This is a genomic window from Prevotella aurantiaca, from assembly GCF_015262605.1.
GTDB classification, from domain to species: Bacteria; Bacteroidota; Bacteroidia; order Bacteroidales; family Bacteroidaceae; genus Prevotella; species Prevotella aurantiaca.
In genome coordinates this window covers 1-22,200 of record NZ_JABZSJ010000044.1, presented here as the reverse complement: position 1 = coordinate 22,200, position 22,200 = coordinate 1, and the positions used below count along the sequence as shown (strand labels likewise).

23 protein-coding genes are annotated in these 22,200 nt (G+C 33.4%); 17 read left to right on the top strand and 6 right to left on the bottom strand.

The features are described from left to right. Positions 1–182 (top strand): hypothetical protein (locus tag HXN26_RS08115; protein ID WP_273160477.1); only part of this gene is annotated, 182 nt, incomplete at its 5' end. 156 nt (positions 183–338) lie between these two features. Here HXN26_RS08115 and HXN26_RS08110 read toward each other — a convergent pair. From HXN26_RS08110 to HXN26_RS08100, 3 genes are read right to left on the bottom strand one after another with little or no spacing between them, the layout of a single operon-like run. After that, a complete protein-coding gene (locus HXN26_RS08110) occupies positions 339–632 on the bottom strand; it encodes a hypothetical protein (RefSeq protein ID WP_273160474.1) in 294 nt (97 codons plus the stop codon). Positions 633–639: 7 nt separating this feature from the next. Further along, positions 640–993: a phage holin family protein gene (locus HXN26_RS08105; protein ID WP_025000229.1), complete on the bottom strand. Its 354-nt coding sequence runs from the start codon at positions 991–993 to the stop codon at positions 640–642. An 8-nt stretch (positions 994–1,001) separates the two neighbouring features. Further along, positions 1,002–1,217, bottom strand: a complete 216-nt coding sequence (locus HXN26_RS08100; RefSeq protein WP_014710032.1) for a YtxH domain-containing protein — start codon at positions 1,215–1,217, stop codon at positions 1,002–1,004. A gap of 228 nt (positions 1,218–1,445) precedes the next feature. On the opposite strand from HXN26_RS08100, the gene HXN26_RS08095 reads away from it, so the two are divergent. The 11 genes from HXN26_RS08095 (at position 1,446) to hisS (ending at position 12,730) form a co-directional block, all read left to right on the top strand. Further along, positions 1,446–1,946: an SPOR domain-containing protein gene (locus tag HXN26_RS08095; protein WP_025000230.1), complete on the top strand. Its 501-nt coding sequence runs from the start codon at positions 1,446–1,448 to the stop codon at positions 1,944–1,946. Then, complete coding sequence (ruvX, locus tag HXN26_RS08090) at positions 1,946–2,365, top strand: Holliday junction resolvase RuvX (protein ID WP_273160463.1); 420 nt, start codon at positions 1,946–1,948, stop codon at positions 2,363–2,365. The genes HXN26_RS08095 and ruvX overlap by 1 nt, the downstream gene beginning before the upstream one ends. A 44-nt stretch (positions 2,366–2,409) precedes the next feature. Then, on the top strand, positions 2,410–2,973 hold the full coding sequence (def, locus tag HXN26_RS08085) for a peptide deformylase (protein WP_273160461.1): 564 nt from the start codon (positions 2,410–2,412) through the stop codon (positions 2,971–2,973). Between the two features lies 1 nt (position 2,974). Next, complete coding sequence (locus HXN26_RS08080) at positions 2,975–3,634, top strand: tetratricopeptide repeat protein (RefSeq protein ID WP_273160459.1); 660 nt, start codon at positions 2,975–2,977, stop codon at positions 3,632–3,634. A 133-nt stretch (positions 3,635–3,767) separates the two neighbouring features. Further along, positions 3,768–5,717 carry a threonine--tRNA ligase gene (gene thrS, locus HXN26_RS08075; protein WP_273160457.1) on the top strand — a complete coding sequence of 650 codons (1,950 nt, stop codon included), beginning with the start codon at positions 3,768–3,770 and terminating at the stop codon, positions 5,715–5,717. Between the two features lie 344 nt (positions 5,718–6,061). Next, positions 6,062–6,511 carry a helix-turn-helix domain-containing protein gene (locus HXN26_RS08070; RefSeq protein ID WP_025000235.1) on the top strand — a complete coding sequence of 150 codons (450 nt, stop codon included), beginning with the start codon at positions 6,062–6,064 and terminating at the stop codon, positions 6,509–6,511. 26 nt (positions 6,512–6,537) lie between these two features. Then, complete coding sequence (locus HXN26_RS08065) at positions 6,538–8,508, top strand: dipeptidyl-peptidase 3 family protein (RefSeq protein ID WP_273160455.1); 1,971 nt, start codon at positions 6,538–6,540, stop codon at positions 8,506–8,508. Then, positions 8,505–9,122, top strand: a complete 618-nt coding sequence (locus HXN26_RS08060; RefSeq protein WP_273160452.1) for a DNA alkylation repair protein — start codon at positions 8,505–8,507, stop codon at positions 9,120–9,122. The genes HXN26_RS08065 and HXN26_RS08060 overlap by 4 nt, the downstream gene beginning before the upstream one ends. Positions 9,123–9,589: 467 nt before the next feature. Then, on the top strand, positions 9,590–10,087 hold the full coding sequence (locus HXN26_RS08055; protein ID WP_025000238.1) for a Fur family transcriptional regulator: 498 nt from the start codon (positions 9,590–9,592) through the stop codon (positions 10,085–10,087). Then, positions 10,074–11,351 carry an adenylosuccinate synthase gene (locus HXN26_RS08050; RefSeq protein ID WP_273160450.1) on the top strand — a complete coding sequence of 426 codons (1,278 nt, stop codon included), beginning with the start codon at positions 10,074–10,076 and terminating at the stop codon, positions 11,349–11,351. Before HXN26_RS08055 ends, HXN26_RS08050 begins: the two co-directional genes overlap by 14 nt. Before the next feature lie 5 nt (positions 11,352–11,356). Beyond that, positions 11,357–12,730: a histidine--tRNA ligase gene (hisS, locus tag HXN26_RS08045; protein ID WP_273160448.1), complete on the top strand. Its 1,374-nt coding sequence runs from the start codon at positions 11,357–11,359 to the stop codon at positions 12,728–12,730. Positions 12,731–12,883: 153 nt separating this feature from the next. Here hisS and HXN26_RS08040 read toward each other — a convergent pair whose 3' ends face one another. Next, positions 12,884–13,105, bottom strand: coding sequence for a hypothetical protein (locus HXN26_RS08040; RefSeq protein WP_025000241.1), 222 nt, complete (start codon positions 13,103–13,105; stop codon positions 12,884–12,886). Positions 13,106–13,221: 116 nt separating this feature from the next. Here HXN26_RS08040 and nth point away from each other — a divergent pair, with 116 nt between their 5' ends. After that, the gene (gene nth / locus HXN26_RS08035; protein WP_273160447.1) at positions 13,222–13,884 is read left to right on the top strand and encodes an endonuclease III; all 663 of its coding nucleotides are present in this window, start codon (positions 13,222–13,224) and stop codon (positions 13,882–13,884) included. Next, positions 13,881–14,591 carry a DUF2461 domain-containing protein gene (locus HXN26_RS08030; protein WP_273160445.1) on the top strand — a complete coding sequence of 237 codons (711 nt, stop codon included), beginning with the start codon at positions 13,881–13,883 and terminating at the stop codon, positions 14,589–14,591. The genes nth and HXN26_RS08030 overlap by 4 nt, the downstream gene beginning before the upstream one ends. A gap of 45 nt (positions 14,592–14,636) precedes the next feature. Here HXN26_RS08030 and HXN26_RS08025 read toward each other — a convergent pair whose 3' ends face one another. Then, positions 14,637–15,470 carry a hypothetical protein gene (locus HXN26_RS08025; RefSeq protein ID WP_273160443.1) on the bottom strand — a complete coding sequence of 278 codons (834 nt, stop codon included), beginning with the start codon at positions 15,468–15,470 and terminating at the stop codon, positions 14,637–14,639. Positions 15,471–15,506: 36 nt separating this feature from the next. After that, positions 15,507–16,571, bottom strand: a complete 1,065-nt coding sequence (locus tag HXN26_RS08020; RefSeq protein WP_273160441.1) for a LacI family DNA-binding transcriptional regulator — start codon at positions 16,569–16,571, stop codon at positions 15,507–15,509. A gap of 259 nt (positions 16,572–16,830) precedes the next feature. Between HXN26_RS08020 and HXN26_RS08015 the strand changes: the two genes are divergently transcribed. Genes HXN26_RS08015 through HXN26_RS08005 form a run of 3 tightly spaced genes read left to right on the top strand, consistent with a single transcriptional unit; the run spans position 16,831 to position 21,657 of the window. Beyond that, entirely contained in the window at positions 16,831–20,292 is a 3,462-nt protein-coding gene (locus tag HXN26_RS08015; protein ID WP_273160439.1) for a sensor histidine kinase, read from the top strand. Between the two features lie 14 nt (positions 20,293–20,306). Further along, on the top strand, positions 20,307–21,032 hold the full coding sequence (locus tag HXN26_RS08010) for a DUF5932 domain-containing protein (RefSeq protein WP_025000246.1): 726 nt from the start codon (positions 20,307–20,309) through the stop codon (positions 21,030–21,032). Positions 21,033–21,042: 10 nt separating this feature from the next. Next, positions 21,043–21,657: an AbgT family transporter gene (locus tag HXN26_RS08005; RefSeq protein ID WP_273160434.1), complete on the top strand. Its 615-nt coding sequence runs from the start codon at positions 21,043–21,045 to the stop codon at positions 21,655–21,657. The last annotated feature ends 543 nt before the right edge of the window (positions 21,658–22,200 follow it).

Genomic DNA, 22,200 nt, shown 5'->3' with positions numbered 1-22,200 from the left:
TGTCCATTACTAAAATCCGTGAGCTTTTCAGCCTACCAAATGTCCATTACGCCTCTAGTTTAAATGATTGTATTTCTAAAAAAGTAAAAGTCGAGAAATACCATTATATAATTATGACACATTCAAATTATGGAATTTTGAAGGATTTAGTCTATCACAAAAATTTTTTATATCTTGATTAAATGGCTTTTATTATTATGGAATATACATTAGATTAATGTTTGACTTTTCATTTTAGATGGGTTGATAAAACATAAATGCCGAATTTTATAAAAACAATTCGGCATTTATAGTTAATCTTAAGTAAATGTTGAAACCCTATTCTCGGTCGTATATTCTCACTTCTTTTTTTTCTTTTTACTGAAAAAACTAAAAAGACTTGGTTTGCCATTAAGGCGTCTATAGAGCTTCCAGCCCAATATAGCAGCATCAGCAATACTTACACTTGAAGACATTAAGTTAGAAAGTTTCTTCGTTGGAGCAGACGATTTCTTAGGTTTATGGAAAACATTATTCCATAAAATAGAAATCTGTTTACTCTCTTTATTAATGTCGGTAAGCAATTGTGTCTTCCGTAAACGAATTTCGCTCAAACTTTTATATACGAGTTCATTTTCTGAATTACTATACATAAGAAACTTATTTTGACATTAATAAACTTGCCAAGAACTTAACAAGTGGTCTTTCAATAAACCGATGGCGGAAGACAATAATTAAAATAAGAAGTAGTATATAACTTCCACCAACAAGGAGGAAAGCATAAACTAATGAGCCTACTAATGTTTGTAACGCATAAGCAGCAGCGAACGAGAAGTAGATAAGTGCTAATGAAAACAAGCCCACTATTGCGAAAAATATAGCGATAGCCGTGCATATGTGCACCACCTTTTCTATTACATCAAGCTTAATATATTCTGTTTGAAGCCCAATATAATGCCTCAGTCGCTCAATGAGCTGTGCAAGCGTTTCTACATTGTTATCGTTCGAGAACATAATATCGTTTAGAGAACGTCAGAAGCTGCGTCCTTAATATCTTCTACAAACTCTTCTGCTTCTTTGCGGCTAAGTTTAATATCGTGCTTCTTGCAGAAGTCATCTACAGCATCAGAAATTTTTGTACGTGTATCAGCACCTTTTTCTGGAGCCATTAATATACCTAATGCAGCACCAGCAATAGCACCTCCCAAAAAAGCGCCAATATAACCTAAAGTTTTCATAATTTATCAATTTTATTTGTTAAACATAAATCTTATCAAACGCAAATATACCAATTTATTCTGAGTTATAATAATTATTGGCAGCTTTTTTGTGTTAATTTCTTTGTAAATTGTTTATTTAACAAACTTTAGTTAGTATAATCTGTTTAGTTTGCAGCTAAATTCGTAATTTCGCACAATCGAATATTGAAATAAAGAGAATATTATCAAATAAAAACAGAAAAGAATATGAAGAAATTGATGATTTTTGGCGCAGCTATGTGTGTTGCGATGGCATTTACAGGTTGTAAATCGAGCGAGAGTGCATACAAAAAGGCATATGAAAAAGCTAAGGCACAAGAGCGCTCAGGCTATACAACCGACGAAACTGCAACTGGGTCATCAGATGTTCCTGTAGTTGCTCCAGTTGAAACACAAACTGTAACTGATACACGTGTTGAAGACAACTATGACAATGTACCTGTTCGCCATGAAGAGGTTTCAGTTGTTGACGGAGCAGGCTTGAAGTCTTATAGTGTTGTTGTTGGGTCATTCGGTGTAAAAGCAAATGCTTACAATTTCCAACAAAGATTGAAGAATACAGGATACGATGCGCAGGTTGCTTTTAATAGTGGTAATAGCATGTATCGTGTTGTGGCATCTACATTTGATAGCAAAGCTTCCGCTGTTCAGAGCCGTAACCAATTACGTTCTCAGTATCCTGATGCGTGGTTACTTTATTCTAGATAATGAGCAGAATTTTATCTGTTGATTACGGAAAAATAAGAACAGGTTTAGCAGTTACCGACCCTTTGCAAATTATTGCTAATGGATTGGTAACTGTTGCTACATCTAAACTATTTGATTTCCTTAAAGATTATATAGCAAAAGAGGAAGTTGAACGCATTGTGATTGGTCGTCCAGTGCAATTAAATGGACAACCAAGTGAAAATTTAGCAAGAGTAGGGCAATTTGTTAATCGTTGGAAAAAGGAAATTCCTCATATTCCAATTGAGTATTATGATGAACGTTTTACTTCTGTGCTTGCTCAACAAACTATCTTAGCTAGCGGAGTGAAGAAAAAGACACGCAAAGAGGATAAAGGACTTGTAGATGAAATTTCTGCTACTATTATTTTGCAAGATTATATGCGGTCCAAAAGATTTTAAACAGGTATTGAATTTACATACCTATTTATAATGATTAAGAAAAAATGATATTACCAATATATACTTTAGGTCAACCAGTGCTTCGTAAAGTGGCTGAAGACATTCCGTTGGACTATCCTAACTTACAGCAGCTGATAGCTGACATGTTCGAAACTTGTACTGCCTGTGATGGTATCGGTTTAGCAGCTCCTCAGATTGGTAAGCCAATTCGTGTAGTTGTTATTGATTTAGATGTAATTTCAGAGCATTTTCCTGAATATAAAGGATTTCGTCGTGCATTTATAAATGGACATATATTAGAATTTGATGATACAGAAACAGAAACCATTGAAGAAGGATGTTTGTCATTACCAGGAATACATGAAAATGTAACTCGTCCTACTCGAATTCATGTGAAGTATTTTGATGAAGAACTTAAAGAGCATGATGAGTGGATAGATGGATATTTGGCTCGGGTTATTCAACATGAATTTGATCATATTGAAGGTAAAGTCTTTACTGATAGAATTTCATCTTTCCGCAAACAAATGATAAATAAGAAGATGAAAGCTTTGGTATCGGGTAGTTTTAATTGCCACTATAAAGTGAAATCAGCTAACCGGAAATAAGATGTTTCGGAGCCTCGTAATATCCATATTGACTTTAATTACCTTGCCTTCCTTTGCTCAATACAACATTAAAAAACTAATGGAGGAGGGAAGACATTCGCTTGATAATGGATATTACATTCTTTCTATTGAGATATTCCAACGAATTGTCGCTTTAAAACCAAACCTTTATGAAGCATGGTATTTAATGGCACTATCCAAATATCATCTTGAAGATTATAAAGGTGCTGATGATGACTGTCAAAAGGCATTACAGCTACAGCCTTATATTGCTGATATTTACGATCTTTATGGTATGGTTTGTATTCGTGAGGGAGATTATGATAATGCTTTTAAAGCCTATACAAAAGCTCTAGAAATTGATCAAAATAATCAGGAATATTGTTTTAATAGAGCATATTGCTTGTATATGACAGACAGAAATAATGAGGCATTATCGTATTTGTTGCTTATAACTAAAAGGTGGCCAAAGTTTTCTGCTGCTCAAAAATTAATTGAAGAAGTTAAATCTGGACGTAAGCCTAAAGAAAAAAGTATCAGAAGTGCAAAGAACGATTCATGGAAAATAAATTCATTGACTAATAGCTCTTTGTTAATGCAGAAAGTTGATAAAGCAAATACACATCAACAATCGAAGGCAATAAAGATGAAACTTAATTGATGGTTTCAACTTTTATATTTATATTGGTTGTGTTTTATAATATAAAAATTAGATAAACTTGGAGAATATTGGCTTATTCTCATAAGAAAGTTGTACCTTTGTACCATATCGATTTATAAAACTAATTTGTATTATGGTTAAAATCACTTTTCCAGATGGTTCTGTTCGAGAATTTGAACAGGGAGTAACTGGGCTTCAAATAGCAGAGAGTATTTCACCGGCTCTTGCTCGCAACGTTGTATCTTGTGGGATTAATGGTGTAACAACTGAGTTAAATCGTCCTATTAATGAGGACGCAACGATAGTTTTTTATAAGTTTGAGGATGAAGAAGGAAAGCACACATTTTGGCATTCATCTGCTCACTTACTTGCAGAAGCATTAAAAGAGCTCTATCCAGGTATTCAGTTCGGTTTTGGTCCTGCAATTGAAAATGGATTTTTCTACGATGTGCAAACAGCTAATGGGCAAGTTATTTCAGAAACAGACTTTCCTAAAATTGAGCAGAAGATGCTTGAATTAGCAAAAAAAGATTCTAAAATTATTCGTAGAGAAGTAGCAAAGGCTGATGCCGTTAAGGAATTTACTGCTGATGGACAGGAATATAAAGTTGAACATATAGTTGAAGATCTTGAGGATGGTACAATTTCAACTTATTCACAAGGTAATTTTACAGATCTTTGTCGTGGTCCGCATCTTATGTCTACAGGAGCAATTAAAGCAGTTAAACTAACAAGTGTTGCTGGAGCATTTTGGCGTGGCGATGCAAAGAGTGATCAGCTAACACGAATTTATGGTATAACTTTCCCCAAAAAGAAGATGCTTGACGAGTATCTTGTAATGTTGGAAGAGGCAAAGAAGCGTGACCATCGCAAAATTGGTAAAGAGATGGAACTCTTTATGTTCTCAGATCGTGTTGGTAAGGGACTTCCTATTTGGTTACCTAAAGGTACACAACTTCGTCTCCGTTTACAAGAAGTACTACGTAAATTACAACGTCCGTACAATTACCAAGAAGTTATTACACCTGGAATTGGTGGTAAAAATCTTTATGTAACATCAGGACACTATGCTCATTATGGTAAAGATGCATTCCAGCCAATCCAAACACCCGAAGAAGGTGAGGAATATATGCTCAAGCCTATGAACTGTCCTCACCATTGTGAAGTATTTGCATATAAACCCCGTTCTTATAAGGATCTTCCTCTGCGTATTGCCGAATTTGGAACTGTATTCCGTTATGAAAAAAGTGGAGAATTACATGGTTTGACTCGTGTTCGTACTTTTACTCAAGATGATGCTCACCTTTTTGTACGTCCTGAACAAGTAAAGAAAGAGTTTGAAGATGTTATTGATATTATCTTAAAAGTATTCGTAACATTTGGTTTTAAAAACTATGAAGCACAGATTTCGCTTCGTGATCCAGCTGACAAAGAAAAATACATAGGTTCTGACGATGTTTGGGAAGAAAGCGAACGTGCCATTAAGGAGGCTTGTGCAGAAAAAGGACTGAATGCGAGAGTGGAAATTGGAGAAGCCGCATTCTATGGTCCTAAACTTGACTTTATGGTGAAAGATGCCATTGGTCGTCGTTGGCAGTTAGGTACAATCCAAGTTGATTATAATTTGCCTAACCGATTTAAATTGGAATATACAGCAGAGGACAACACAAAACAGACTCCTGTTATGATTCATCGTGCTCCATTTGGTTCTTTGGAGCGCTTTACTGCTGTACTTATTGAACATACAGCAGGGCACTTCCCGTTGTGGTTGACACCAGACCAAGTTGCTATTCTTCCTATTTCAGAGAAATACAACGAATATGCACAAGAATTACGACAATTCTTTGATGCGCATGACGTACGAGCTTTGGTAGATGATCGCAATGAAAAGATAGGACGCAAGATTCGTGATAACGAATTAAAGCGTATTCCTTACATGGTTATTGTTGGTGAAAAAGAAATGGCAGATGGCTTAGTTTCTATGCGCCAGCAAGGTGGTGGCGATCAAGCAACTATGAGTAAAGAGGGATTTGTACAGCGTATTCTAAATGAAGTAGCTGAACAGATGAAGAACTTAGACTAACCTTTTCCCTCAATATAAAATAGGTGTAAAAGGATTAGACTTATAAAATATTAATCGAGATACAAACCCTAAAAGATTTTATTGAGCAATCGATATAGTTTTGAAGAGTTAGTATCTCGATTTTTTCATTTAGTTTATTAGGCATTAATATCCTTAAAAAAAATTATCACATATAATCATTAAAAATTAACTTTGAATAAGCTTAAATACGCTCTTTTTTCTATTTTTTACGTATAATTTTGTATATAATAGAAAAAAGGTTGGTTAAAAATTGACTTTGCAAAAAAAAATATTTAAATTTGCAAAAGAAACAGCTTAACAGTAACTTATCTAAATTAGCTATTATGGGAAAGTATAATATAACAGGAAAAAAGGAAAAAGCAGCCACGTATCGTGGTCTTGTAAGTCCAAAATTAATGGAAGAGTTAAAAGACCAAATCCTAAATATAATACTCTTTCAACAGAGATATCGGGATAAGGATTATTCCGCAAAACAACTTGCGGAGGACTTGGAAACCAACACAAGATACATCTCTGCAGTTGTGAATGTAAAGTTCAATATGAACTATACTTCATTTGTAAATAAATTCAGAATAGAAGAGGCTATGGCTATTCTTTCATCAAAGAAGTATAAAGACTTGAATATGGAAGATATAAGCACTATGGTAGGCTTTGCAAATCGCCAATCATTCTATGCTTCTTTCTATCGTATTAATGGAATGACTCCTCGTGAATTTAAACTAAATGCTTTGCGTCCACTAAGTAAAGAAACTGTTGATGTTGAAGCGAAGTAGGGGAGTTAGTAAATAATGTTATAAAAATGGATGAAGATTCTTTTAGTTATTCGTCGGAACGATTTGACGATATACAAATGCTACGCTATCGTTTAGATGGATTTAAGGACCTCACGTTAAAACAAAAACTATATATTTATTGTCTTGCACAAGCTACATTGTGGGGACGAGATATAACTTTCCATCAGTTTGGTCAGTATAACTTGAAAATTAGAAAAGCCTTAGAGTGTATAGTTAAAGAAAGGTATAAAGATGATAGCGATGACTTTAAAGCTTTAGAGTTGTATCTAAAAAAAGTTTGGTTTGCAAATGGTATTCATCATCATTATGCAATGGATAAATTTACACCAACTTTTTCTCGCAATTATTTTATAGAAGCACTAAATATTGTTGGTAAAACTAAACTAGGTCTTTCTACTAAAGAATCTCTTTCTGAATTCATTAATACATTAAGCGAAGTAATATTCAATCCGGACTGCATGCCAAAAAGAGTAAACAAGGCAGAAGGAACTGATGTTATATTAACTTCGGCAAACAATTATTACGAAGGTGTTAGCCAGAAAGAAGTAGAATACTACTATTCTGAACAAAAAAATAAAGCAATTGATAAACGTTTATCATTTGGATTAAATTCCACATTAGTAAAGCATGGAGACTTAATTGAAGAAATTGTTTGGAAGCTTAATGGACGCTATGGAGAAACCATAGAGCAGATTATTCATTGGTTGGAAAAAGCTATTGATTACTGTGAAAATGACGATCAAAAAGAAATAATCCGATTACTCATTACATATTATACATCAGGAGAACTTTCAGATTTTGATAAGTACTCTATTAAATGGGTAACTGAATGTAATGGTCAAGTAGATTTTATTAATGGATTTATAGAAGTTTATGGTGATGCACTAGGTTTAAAAGGTTCGTGGGAAGGCATAGTACATTACAAAAACTTAGAGGCGACAAAGCGAACACAAACAATTTCAACTAATGCTCAATGGTTTGAGGACCATTCTCCTATAGATAAAGAATTTAAAAAAGAAGTGGTGAAAGGAGTTACTGCAAATGTTGTTTGTGCTGCAATGCTTGGTGGAGATGAATACCCAGCATCTGCAATAGGTATAAATTTGCCTAATGCAGATTGGATAAGAGCTGAATATGGTTCAAAAAGTGTTACCATTTCTAATCTTACTCATGCTTACGATATGGCTGCGAAAGGAAATGGTTTTTTAGAAGAATTTGTTATTGATAATCAAACTCGAGCGTTACTAAAAACCTTTGGTAATTTAACTGACGAATTACATACGGATTTGCATGAATGCTTAGGACATGGTAGTGGAAAACTACTTCCAGGAATAGATCCAGACTCACTTAAAAACTATGGTAATACCATAGAAGAAGCACGAGCAGACTTATTTGGGCTTTATTATATAGCTGATGAAAAGCTTTTAGAGTTAGGATTGTTAAATTCTAAAGAAGCATTTAAGGCACAATACTATTCTTACATTATGAATGGTTTGATGACACAATTAGCCCGCATCAAACCTGATAAACAAATAGAAGAATCGCACATGCAGAATCGTGCTTTAATATCATGGTGGGCATTCGAATTAGGTAAAGAGCAAAATGTAATAGAGTTTATCAAACAAACTGATAGTATCACGAATGAACTTAAAACCTTTATTCGCATCAATGACTATACTTTGTTACGCCAAATTTTTGCCCAACAGCTTTCAGAAATACAACGAATAAAGAGTATGGGAGATTTTAATAAGGCACGACAACTTGTTGAAACCTATGCCATAAAGGTAGATAAAATACTTCACAATGAAGTTTTGCAGCGTTATAAACAGCTGAATATTGCGCCTTATAAAGGCTTTATAAATCCAATAATGACTTTAGAGTATAATTCTGCAAACCAAATAATTGATGTAAAGTTAGATTATACAGAAACTTATACAGACCAAATGATGAGATATTCAAAAGATTATAGTTTATGACAGCAGAAGAAACTCATGAGAAACTAAAACAGATAAAGCAATCATTTCGTTTGTTTATGAATGGTGTTACTGCACAATCAATGCGCGAAAAAGGTGCAGATTACAAAATAAACTGGGGAATAGATTTGGTTAATTTGCGAAAAATTGCAAATGAATATGGTAAAGATTACGACTTGGCTATTGCTCTGTGGAAAGAGAATAGTCGTGAATGTAAGATACTTGCAACCTACATAATGCCTTTAGATAAAATGATTCCAGAAATTGCAGACATTTGGTTAGAACAGATGTCAACGCAAGAAATTGTAGAGCTCCTTTCATTTAATCTGCTAAGATATGTAGATTTTGCACCTTCATTAGCTTATCAATGTCTTGCATCTAATAAAAGCTTATATCAGGTGTGCGGTTTCCAAATATTAGCTTGTTTATTCTCTGATGGTAAAGAACCCAATGAAAGAGGAATGAATGAGTTTCTCGATCAAGCTGAGGTTGCACTTGGAGGAAATGATTTAGTTGTTAAACAAGCTGCTTATCGTTGTGTAATGCGCTTCTGCGATTTAGGAGAAGAGTATGAGATGATTGCTAAAAAGGCATTGATGAAATTTGATATATTGTAAAAAGCAAAATAAACGATTTACAAAAAGGTATTAACTGCAAGGGCAAGTTAATACCTTTTTTTTATTGACGTAATTACCAACAGCAGTTATACAACAAAAAGGAGTATAAAGTACTAAATTGGTTAACCAGTCAAATGATTTATCATCTGCGAGATTGTTCTTGCTTTGTTATTTTTCACTATTATTATACCCAATAGCAAAAACAAGGATCAATCAATAATAAAGATATCTAACTTTATCATTCTTACGAAGGCAGAAATTATAATTACAATTTTTAAAAAAACGTAATTATGTTTTTTAAAAATTGTAATTATAATTTTGATAAACTTTAATTTAAAATAAAATTATAATCTATTTTAATATTAATACTTGTTTGAATTGCCAATATCTTTAACTTTTTTTTATTTCTCTTATTTAGTTTTTGTTCAGAAAAAGCCTTAACTTTGTGGAAATTTAATCAGTGAATCGTGACTAAAGATATAGTCAAAGAAAAAGTAAGAGGCATACTCGACAGCTACCTAGAGGTTAACAATCATAGAAAGACCACAGAAAGATTTGCTATTCTTGATGCGGTATACGATATGCAAGGCCATTTCTCACTTGACGAATTAGGCGAAAAGATGTCGGAAGAGAGCTTCAGAGTATCGCGTGCTACACTCTATAATACGATGCGACTCTTTATAGAGTTGCGTTTAGTTGTGCGTCATCGTTTCATAGGGCAGACTAAATATGAAGCCTGTTATAACAACGACGACCATATTCATCAGATATGTACCGTTTGTGGAGTTGTAACGGAAATAGAATCAACATCAATTACGGAAGCTATTGCGGAAACAAAGTTTACTCGTTTCCGCAAGGATGGCTTCTCCTTGTATATTTATGGTGTCTGTTCACGTTGCCAAGCAAAACTCTCGCGCGAACGAAACAAAGTAAAAAATAAGATAAAATCTAATGGAAACAGGTAAAGTTGATGTCCTATTGGGATTACAGTGGGGCGACGAAGGAAAAGGAAAGGTAGTAGATGTACTTACACCTCGCTACGATGTAGTGGCACGCTTTCAAGGCGGACCTAATGCTGGACATACTTTAGAGTTTGAAGGACAGAAATATGTATTGCGTTCCATTCCTTCTGGTATCTTCCAAGGTGGGAAGATTAATATTATAGGCAATGGGGTTGTGCTTGCGCCAGATTTGTTTATGAACGAAGCAAAAGATTTGGCAGCATCAGGACATCCACTCTTCGAGCGACTTTATATTTCTAAAAAGGCTCATCTTATTATGCCTACTCACAGGATTCTCGATAAGGCTTACGAAGTAGCAAAGGGCAAAGACCTTGTGGGTACTACTGGAAAAGGAATTGGTCCAACTTATACAGATAAGACCAGTAGAAATGGTTTACGTGTAGGTGATATTCTTCATGATTTTGAGACTAAATATTTGAAACACAAAGAACGCCACCTTAATTTGTTGAAATCAATGGGTTGGACTGACTTTGAAGGCTTTGAAGAAACTGAAAAGCAATGGATGGAAGGTGTTGAATACATGAGAAATTTCCGTTTTGTTGATTCTGAACACGTAATCAATCACACACTTCGTGCAGGAAAGTTTATTTTATGTGAAGGAGCCCAAGGTACTATGCTTGACATTGATTTTGGTTCTTATCCATTCGTAACTTCATCGAATACTATCTCTGCAGGTGCATGCACAGGATTAGGTATTGGACCAAACAAAATTGGTAATGTGTTTGGTATTATGAAAGCTTATTGTACTCGTGTTGGCTCAGGACCTTTTCCTACGGAACTCTTTGATGAAACTGGAGATAAATTATGTGACTTAGGACACGAATATGGTGCAGTTACAGGAAGAAAGCGTCGTTGTGGTTGGATAGACTTAATACAACTTCGTTATTCTATAATGGTTAATGGTGTAACAAAACTTATAATGATGAAGAGTGATGTACTTGATACATTCGATACAATAAAGGCTTGCGTAGGTTATGAACTGCCAAATGGAGAAGCAATTGATGAACTTCCATATGATATCAATGACGTTAAACCTATATACAAAGAGTTCAAAGGTTGGAAAACTGATATGACGCGACTTACAGATGAGACGCAATTCCCTAAAGAATTTAACGATTATGTGAAGTTCCTTGAAGAATTTTTAGAAACAAGGATTGGTGTGATTTCAATAGGTCCAGACCGAGAACAAACTATAATAAGAAAATAATAACGATGGCAAATAAACCTTCTATCCCAAAGGGAACGCGTGATTTCGGTCCCGATGAGATGGCAAAACGAAACTATATATTCGATACCATAAAGACTGTTTATGCTCTTTATGGTTTTCAGCAGATAGAAACACCAGCAATGGAATCGCTCCAGACTCTTATGGGAAAGTATGGGGACGAAGGAGATAAGTTACTTTTCAAGATTCTCAATTCTGGTGATTTCTTCAAAAATATAACTGATGAGGAACTTTTATCACGTAATCCATTGAAGTTGCAAACGAAAATTTCAGAGAAAGGTTTACGTTATGACTTAACAGTTCCTTTTGCACGATACGTTGTTATGCACCGTGATGAATTGCAAATGCCTTTCAAACGCTATCAAATTCAACCAGTTTGGCGTGCAGATCGACCACAAAAAGGACGTTATCGTGAGTTTTATCAGTGTGATGCAGATATTGTAGGATCTGATTCTTTGCTCAACGAAGTTGAGTTGATTCAGATAATAGACACCGTTTTTACTAAGTTCGGTATCAGAGTACAAATAAAAATCAACAACCGAAAGATACTAACAGGTATTGCAGAGGTTATTGGAGAACAAGAAAAGATTATCCAAATTACAACAGCTATTGACAAACTTGATAAGATTGGCCTTGAAGCAGTGAATGAAGAGCTTGAAAAAGAAGGTTTATCTAAGGCTTCAATAAAAAAGTTACAACCAATTATAGAATTGAGTGGTACCAATGACGAAAAGTTGGATACAATTGCTAAAGTGCTTGTAAATAGTGAGATAGGCGTAAAGGGTGTAGAGGAAACACGATATATTCTCGATGTTTTGAAACAAATAGAGTTGAAAAACGAAATAGAACTCGACTTAACTCTAGCGCGTGGATTGAACTATTATACTGGTGCTATTTTTGAAGTAAAGGCTTTAGACGTACAGATAGGTTCTATTACTGGAGGTGGACGTTACGATAATCTTACAGGAATATTCGGAATGCCTAATCTTTCAGGTGTAGGTTTTAGTTTTGGTGCAGATCGTATTTATGATGTTTTGAATACATTAGACCTTTATCCTAAAGAAAGTATCAGCGATACACAACTACTATTCATCAACTTTGGTGAAAAAGAAACTAGCTATGTGTTACCATTTATAGCAAAAGCAAGAAAGGCAAATATTAGAACAGAGATATTCCCTGATACTGTTAAGATGAAAAAGCAAATGGCGTATGCAAATGCAAAACATATTCCGTTTGTTGTTCTTGCAGGTGTCACTGAGATAGAACAAGGGAAAGTAACTTTAAAGAATATGGAGACAGGTGAACAGATACTTGTTTCTCCAGATGATTTAATTGAAAAAGTTACGTCAAGCAATTTTTAAATAAACAACCTTAGCTTTATATTTCATAATGCAATTGTTTGTTTTATAAAAACTGAATCTAACGTTTATTATAACAAAGACCCGAATCTCACATTGAGATTCGGGTCTTTATTTTCTTTTTGCTAATGCAACATTGAAAAAATGAAAATAAAACTAAATAGACTGATAGCCTCTTGTATAGTTTTTCTTAAGCAAGTCCTTTAATGTTAGTTCTTTACCTCCATTATGCTCAAATGCTTCGTGCATTTCTTCATATCCTTCTTCTTCCTCTTTAGAGTGTGTAAACTCTATTGCTTTGTTCTTTGCTTCAGCTAATGCCCAACCAACTATTGAAATAACAAGTAAGGCAAGTAATCCTATGATAGGTGTTGTCATAATGCTATGTTTTTATTATTTATACTGCAAAAGTACGTTAAGTTTGCCAAAGCACCAAATTTTAAATAAGTTTTTGTACCTTTGTCTCATATTAGGAAGAAATAATAAACGAAAAGATGACTAGAAAAGAACGCTACAATTATATTTTAGATTACTTCAGGGAAAATGTTGGAGAGGTATCTACTGAACTTATGTTTAGTTCAGCTTTCCAGCTATTATGTGCAACTTTACTTTCAGCACAATGCACGGACAAGCGTATAAACGCTATTACGCCAGAGTTGTTTGCTAAGTATCCCGATGCAAAAGCTATGGCCTCAGCAGAGGTAGAAGAAGTATTTGAACTTGTGCGTAGTGTTTCTTATCCAAATTCAAAAGCAAAACATTTAGTTGAAATGGCACGTATGGTAGTAGAATGTTATGGGGGTGAAATACCATCGGACCCAAATGAATTAGTAAAATTACCTGGAGTGGGAAGAAAAACTGCCAATGTTCTACAAGCTGTATGGTTTGGAAAGCCAACTTTAGCAGTAGATACTCATGTTTATCGTGTTAGTCATCGATTAGGATTGGTACCTGATGATGCAAAAACACCACGTAAAGTAGAAGATTATTTGATGCGTAACATACCTTTAAATGAAGTTTCGTCTGCTCATCATTGGATACTTTTGCATGGTCGATATATTTGTAAGAGCCTCCGTCCGATGTGTGAGAAATGTCCTTTTGAATTCTTCTGTCCTAAAAATATGGACAATAGCAAATTAAATAAAAAGAAAAAATGAATACAAAAAATATATTAGTTTTTTTACAAAACATAGCTGCAAATAATAATCGGGAATGGTTTCAAGAACATAAAACAGAGTATGAAGCTGTAAGAAAAGATTTTGAGGCAGGTGTTGAAGCAGTTATCTCTACGTTAACTACAATTGATAGCGAAATAGCTCATTTGAATGTTAAAGATTGTACTTATCGCTTTTATCGTGATACACGTTTTTCACCTGATAAGAGTCCGTACAAACGTCATTTAGGAGCTTTTATTTGTGCAAAGGGAAGAAAGGCTTTGCGAGGGGGCTATTATATTCATTTACAACCAGGTAATTGTTTAGTTGCAGTTGGCTCTTATTGGTTGCCAACCAATATTCTTACTTCGTGTCGTAATGAAATAATGGCCAATATTGAACAATGGCGCAAAATAGTTGAGAACGGAAAGTTTATAATGACGTTTGGATATCCTAATGATGGAAAATGGGAGGATGACGCTGTTTCTGATAAAGGCTTTGGATTAACAGCACTAAAGACAATTCCAAAAGGTTTTCCACGTGATTATGAATTTGCTCAATATCTTCGAATGAAAGATTATTGTTGCTGGGTGAAAGTTCCTGATAATTTTTTTGAAGGTAATGAATGGCAGGAAAAGTTAATCGAAATAGTCAAAACAGGAAAGCCAATGATGGATATGATGAATAGCGTAATAGATGATTATGAATAAAAAATTTGGGGTCTTATAAAAATAGTATAATTTAGATAATGTAATTTATTCTTCTATTTCAGAAAGTCCTTTAATAAACCCATTAATAAAATTACTGGTTGTTTCCAACGGAGCATATTTAATGTATTTATAGCTTCTGCGTAAATTTCTACGGAGCATCTTACCATTATTTTGTACAAAACCTGCAGAATTTTGTCTAAAGTGCCATTCTCCTGCCGTATCTTTTACAAGATTTGAAATAATCTTTATAGTTAGTTTATAAGCTATAGGTTCTTCCTTCTTGACAAAATCTATCTCTTCTTTTTCAAATCCAAAAACTGCAATAAGAATGCTGCCTTGAAGTTGAGCCATACGTTGTAAATGGAGTGACGAAAGCCAACCTTCCAACTTCAAGAAATCTATTTTATCGCCTTTGTTTCTTAAATATTGTCCCAACTTGATAATACTGTCAAGATTAATGCCATGGTTTAGCATCGCATTAGTATTTGAAACGATAAGCTTCAAAATATCTAACGTTTCAACAGAGGTATCAATGCTATGCAATTCATTGTAGATTATTTTATGAAATTTCTTATTTAACAAACTGCTACTAAGGTCTGTGTTGTTGTTAGTTACCTTATTTCCTTGATGTTTATAATTTCTCCCATCTTGCAAGTCTAATTCTTTTTGAATCTCTTCTATTAGCTCTGCTGGTAAGTTAAGGTTTTTATCGTTGGCATTATTATTTACACCTCTTACAAAATAGTCAAGTACATTTTGGAACATTACAATTTCATAGAGTCTTCTCCATTTAAATGGAGACATTACCTCTATAACTGACTTATCGTTGAACGCTCCAGAACGAATAAGTTTAAAGAAATTGCGCTGTATTATATCCATTTTGTAATATCTAATTTATATGATTTAAATCGTTTTTTAAATTCGTGTACGATGATAGAAATCTACATTTTCTTTTGACAAAAGTTCTATAGGCATATAGTTGATAGGCCTAACTTCTTTCTTTAATACTATACTTTGAAATAATGTATCAACACTCGAAAACCCTTGTTGATAGGCATGCTGTGCTATAAGGAATGAAATACTACCTTTTCGCATACATTCTGCATTTTTTGGAAGCATATCATATCCCATGATTTGAACATGCTTTCTATTAGTTTCTAAAATAAATTCTCCCACAACATAAGCTCTTGAGTTAATTGCAAAGCAATGATGGATATTTGGATTAGCTAGAAAGAAATCTTCTAACATTGCATTATAAGTTTCCTTATCCTTTCCCATGGGTAAGTCTAATGTCTTTATTACAACTTGAGGATAAAATTTTTCCATGTAGTTACGAAATCCTACTTCTCGGTATTCCTGTTGACGGCTTGTTACTTTTCCTTCAAAAGTTTGTCTAACTAACATTATCGAATTTTCTTTTGTAGCAATTAGCATTAGCATTTTTGCCGCAAAATAACCACTTTGGAATGAATCTTGACCATAAAAGGATAGTGGCTTCAAGTCAGACATATAAGAATCTAACAATACAAATGGAATATTTTGTTTATGGAGTTGATCTGTAAAAACTTTTGTAGCTTCTAAAGTAGTAGGAACTAAAATAACTCCATCAGGCTTTTCATTCAAGCATCGGTGACAAGTTTCTATATAAGTTTTTGGATTGAGTCGGCTGAAATGTCTTAGTTTTATATCTAAATGGAAATCTCGTCTAAACTCAATAGCTTTTATAGCACCTATTTCAATTTCTTCCCAATATGCTTCGCTCGTATGTTGAGGCAATATACAATGAAAAGTATAGTTTTTGTTGTAAGCCAAAGCGCTTGCGTAAACATTGGGTTGGTAGTTTATTTCATTCAGAACTTTCTCTACTTTCTCCATTGCCGACTTAGAAACATTAGGACGTTTGTGCAAGACTCTATCTACCGTACCAACGCTTACGCCCGCTTTTGCAGCTATATCTTTTATTCTTATTCTATCACTCATACAGAGTTCCTAATTTTTTGCAAAAATAATAATAAAGTTGGAATATAAGACGTATATGTGCTTCATTTTTCAGTCATAGCGATATAAATATAATTCAATTTGGTGTTTATTCGATTTTCTTTTGTATTTTTGTATCAAATAAAACTATAGAAGCTATATTAAAATAAGAAGGCATAAATACAGAACGTTCTTTATAATTATATTTATATTGGTTATATGTTCTTTTTTTTCAGCTTGTTCACGAGTAGATAGGGAGAAAGTGGATAAGTTGAATAGAATTTCTTATTCTTTCCACTATCGAAATATAGATTCAGCTTATTTTTATGCTCAACGAGCATTAAAGCTTTCGAAAGGATACGATGCTGGAAAAGCTGAAGCATTGAATAATCTTGCTTTTGTTGATATTGTAAGAATGAAGTATAAAAGTGCTTATGAAAAACTCAATAATGTTCTTTCCTCAACAAATAATCAAGTTGAACTTTTAATTGCTGATATTCAGTTAATGCGACTTTGTCAGCGAGAATCAAAAAATAAAGAATTTTATGATTATAGAGAAAAGGCCATAAGAAGACAAAGACGTATTGCAGAAGAAGAAAATTTACTAACCGAACATTTGAGAAAGCGCATGGTGTATGCAAATTCGGAATTTAGTATTGTTTCTTCCACTTATTATTTTTATGTCGGATTACGCTCATTGTCTGCGCAAGCAATGGAGTCTATAAATGAAGAATTGATAGCTCGTGATGATACAGCACAATATCTAAAATATCTTTACAATGTAGGAGCTGGAGGTGTTTTAAGTAAAGGAACACGAAAAGAAGTTAGTCAACAAGAATTTGATTATTTGATGCGTTGTTTTATAACAGCACAACAAAATGGTTATGTATATTGGAAAGCAAACTCGTTACAAGGTATCAGTGAACACCTTATATCTGCGGAACGCGATAAAATAATGAAGGATAATTATGCGGCTCTCCGCTTTATCAATACAGATAATGTATCTGATGATTTATTAGCCGGAAATTTAGCAGAGCATGCAACTGATTTATTTATAAAATATGGTGATGTTTATCAGATAGCGAGTTCATTTCGTACATTAGCATCATGTTATTGGCAAATTAAAGATTACCAATCTGCCATCATCTGTCTGCAAGATGCATTAGAGAAAAATAAAGCAATAAATCAAGCTCCAGACCTAATTGCTTCAATTCGTGAACAATTAAGTGTGGTATATGCAGCCATAGATGATAAGCATGGTAGCGATTTTAATCGAAATATTTACCTTGATTTGCAAGAACAAACGCGTCAGGATAGATATCTAGAATCACGTGCAGGAATTCTCGAGTCAAGTTCGCACCAGCTGAATTTAATGATTATTGCTGTCTTGGTGATGATAGCATTGGTATTAGGTTTGCTTTTATTATTCCACTATTTAAGAAAAAGAAATGCTAATGGTAATTCTTTGAAGGATTTATTATTACCATTACAAGAATGGCAGAAACGAAACGAAAAAGAGCTTGATGATCTTGATGAAGAATGTCAAGAAGTGCAAGAAGCATACAATATTGCACATGTCAACGTTGTAAAGAACAAAAAGCGCAATGTAGAAAAACGTGCCAAGCTATTCATGGTTAATTCGTTAACTCCTTTAATTGATAGAATGATTCATGAAATCAAACAACTAAAAGGCAATAACAAAGAAACTGAAACTTTAAGAAATGAGCGTTATACTTATATAGCAGAACTTACCAGCGACATCAATAAATATAATAACGTTTTAACTGAATGGGTTCAATTGCGGCAAGGAGATCTGTCTTTGCACATCGAAAGTTTTTCGCTACAACAGGTTTTCGATGTAGTTGCAAAGTCAAGAATGGGCTTTCAATTAGAAGGAATTGACTTAAACATACAATCTACAAAGAGTATTGTGAAGGCTGATAAAGTGCTTACATTATTCATGATCAATACATTAGCTGAAAATTCTCGTAAGTTCACATCTGAAGGAGGAAATGTTACTATATCAGCTCAAGAAGAAAAAGACTTTGTTGAAATATCTGTGCAAGATACTGGTGTAGGAATTGAACCTGAAGCATTGCTTCATATTTTTGAGCGAAAGGTAATTATTGATAATAAAGATGTAAAATCACATGGTTTTGGTTTAATGAATTGCAATGGAATTATAAACAAATATAAAAAGGTTAGTAAGTTATTTGCAGTTTGTTCAATAGGAGCAGAAAGTAAAGTAGGTGAGGGAAGTAGATTTTATTTCCGTCTTCCCAAAGGTATCTCACGTATCTTAATTTTGCTTTTTCTACTTACCTCCTCATTATTCTCGTATGCAAATAAATATTATATAACTCAGAATATTGACACAGACGATCCAAATAATCCTCTTAGAGAATTAAATATTGCAAATCAATATGCTGACTCGGCTTACTTTAGTAATATTAAAGGAGATTATAAGCGAACATTAGAATTTGCTGATACTTGCCGTTACTACTTGAATAAGTATTATCTGCGTTTACACCCAAATGGAAGACATCTCATGCAGCGTATTGCTGATGATAACATTATACCTGCTGAGGTCTATTGGTTGCACGATAAACTTCCAACAAACTTTAGTATTATACTTGATATTCGTAATGAAAGTGCTGTTGCAGCATTAGCACTTCATGAATGGGCATTATATAAATACAATAACAATGTTTACACTTTATTATTTAAAGAAAATTCGGCAGATAAGAATTTAGGTGAATATTGTCGTATGATGCAACGGTCGAAATCTAATAAAAATGTAGCAGTTGTCTTGTTATTATTGCTTCTTTTGTCAATATTCCCATTGTATTATTTTATGTATTATCGACAACGTTTTCGTTTCCAATCTTATGTAGAAAATGTACGTCAGATAAATGCAATACTTTTAAATGATGAAACGCTTGTTGAAAAGCAAAAAAAGATAAGTTCTATTGATACAAACAAATTCCCTGAAAGTTTGAAAGAAATTACGCACAAAATTAATGAAGCACTTAAGAGGTCTATTGAAAGTTATAATGTTAGGTCTACAAATGTAGAATTAGCAAAAGATGAATTGCGTAGAATAGAGTTTGAAAACAATAAACTACACGTAAGTAACAATATTTTAGACAACTGTCTTTCTACATTAAAGCACGAAACAATGTACTACCCATCTAGAATTAGTCAACTAATCTCTGAAAAAGATGCTGAATTAGATACGATAGATGAGTTGTCGGTATATTATAAAGAACTTTATTCTACGCTGAGCATGCAAGCAACGCATCAAGTTTCTGTATTGAAACCAACATATAAACGAATAAAGGTTAGTGAACTTCTTACAAAAAATATGGAACTTTCTTCTCCAGTTATGGATAGATTTGCAGTATTAGGTGATTCAGATTTATTAGAATATCTATTTGAATTATTACAGAAACAAGATGCTGAAGAAAAAATTAAGGTTGATGTAGATAGTATATCACCCGAATATTTAACTCTTCATTTATATATGTCGCAATTGCAATTATCTGACGAAGCTTGTACAAATTTATTTGTTCCAAGCATAGAACATGTTCCTTATATGATATGTAGGCAGATAGTACGCGAAAATGGAGAGTATTTCAATCGTCACCGATGTGGCATTATTGCACACAACACTGTTAAAGGAACAACATTGAGTATAACATTATCACAAGCAAAGAAAGAATAATATAAAAAAATATTATGGAAGATTTTAAAGTAATCATAGTCGAAGACGTGCCTTTAGAACTGAAAGGAACAGAAGGTATTTTTCGTAATGAAATTCCAGAAGCCCATATAATAGGCACTGCTGAAAATGAAGTGGCTTATTGGAAGTTGATGAAAGCTGAGTTACCCGATTTAGTATTATTAGATTTAGGATTAGGTGGCTCAACAACTATTGGTGTTGAAATCTGTCGCCAAACAAAAGAATTACATCCTAACTTAAAGGTTCTTATTTTTACAGGTGAGATATTAAATGAGAAGCTATGGGTAGATGTTTTAGATGCTGGAGCTGATGGTATTTGTCTGAAAAGTGGAGAACTTCTTACACGTGGTGATGTGTCAAGCGTAATGAGTGGAAAGCGTTTAGTATTCAATCAACCTATTTTACAAAAAATAGTAGAAAAATTTAAAAGCAGTATCAATAATCAACTGATGCGGCAAGAAGCCTTGATTGATTATGAAATAGATGAGTATGATGAAAGATTCTTGCGTCATCTAGCTTTGGGTTATACTAAGGAGCAGATTACAAATTTACGTGGAATGCCTTTTGGCGTAAAGAGTTTAGAGAAGCGTCAAAACGAACTAGTACAGAAGTTATTCGGTAATGAACGTAAGGGACAAAGCGTCAATGCTACACGTTTAGTAGTTCGTGCATTGGAATTAAGGATTATAGATATAGATAACTTATATTCAGATGAAGAATAAGTACGGAATTATGGCATTAGGAATAATCGTGCTACAGTTACTAATCGTGTTTGGTTCATGGTTAGTAACTGCAGTGTTTCCTGATGTAAATATTAATTCTTTACTAAGTGGCAGTGGATTCCGCTGGTTTGTGGGCCATTTTACAGAAAATTTAAAGAGTAATGTGCTTGTATGGATGCTACTATTTTCTATTGCTTGGGGTGTTTATAAAACTAGTGGTTTTCATGAAGTATTTTCAAAATTATTAAGCAAGAAACATAGACTATCAGATTTTCGTTATAGAGAACGTGTGGGATTAAGACTTGCATTGTTTGAGTTTATGTGCTTTATAGCATTGAATATTATCTTTGCATTATTGCCAGAATCGCCTTTATTAAGTGTTACAGGAAGTTTATTCCCAAGTAGCTTTTCTGTAGGTCTAATTCCAGCAACATCTTTCTTTACTATTATTATTTCCTTGACCTACGGAACAGCATGTGGAAAGCTAAAAACACTATCGGATGTATACGACTCTATTTCAAGTGGTTTAATACTTTGTAGTGAATTGTTTCCAATGTATATTTTCTTAGTACAGCTTTTTTATACGATAACTTATGTATTTAATTTAAATATTTCACTATATTAGGATTGACTAATCTATTTTATGCGGTTATCCAAGTATTTATGAAGAAGTATCGTTTGAAAATATATTGCAAACCAAATAGTAAACTACAATTAAAAAAAATATGTTTTGTAGCATGAGTGTAAACTCAAGAGAAGGCATCAAAATTTATAATTACAAAATAAAAAAACGTAATTACAATTTTTGAAATCGTAATTACATTTTTTCAAATTCATAATATTAAGTAAATATCTTTCTAAAAAATATTGTCGTAAAAAAGATAGAGTATACTTTTTCTTATGTATACGAAAAGAGTTCAATGTCAAGATAAAATTGTAGATTTTTATTTTAATGTATTTACTTCTGAATTTTAAATTGAGCCTTATTTTATTGATATCAGGCTTTTTTATATAATTTGTTCTCCCACCTGTAATTATTGCTTGAAGTTCAAGAGCTCATTTATTATTACAATAAAGCGAGAATAAAGTTACAATAATATAATAATTTTTTTTTGGCCTATATGACAAAAATGTGCTTAAAATCCTTGTAACTATCTAATAATCATTA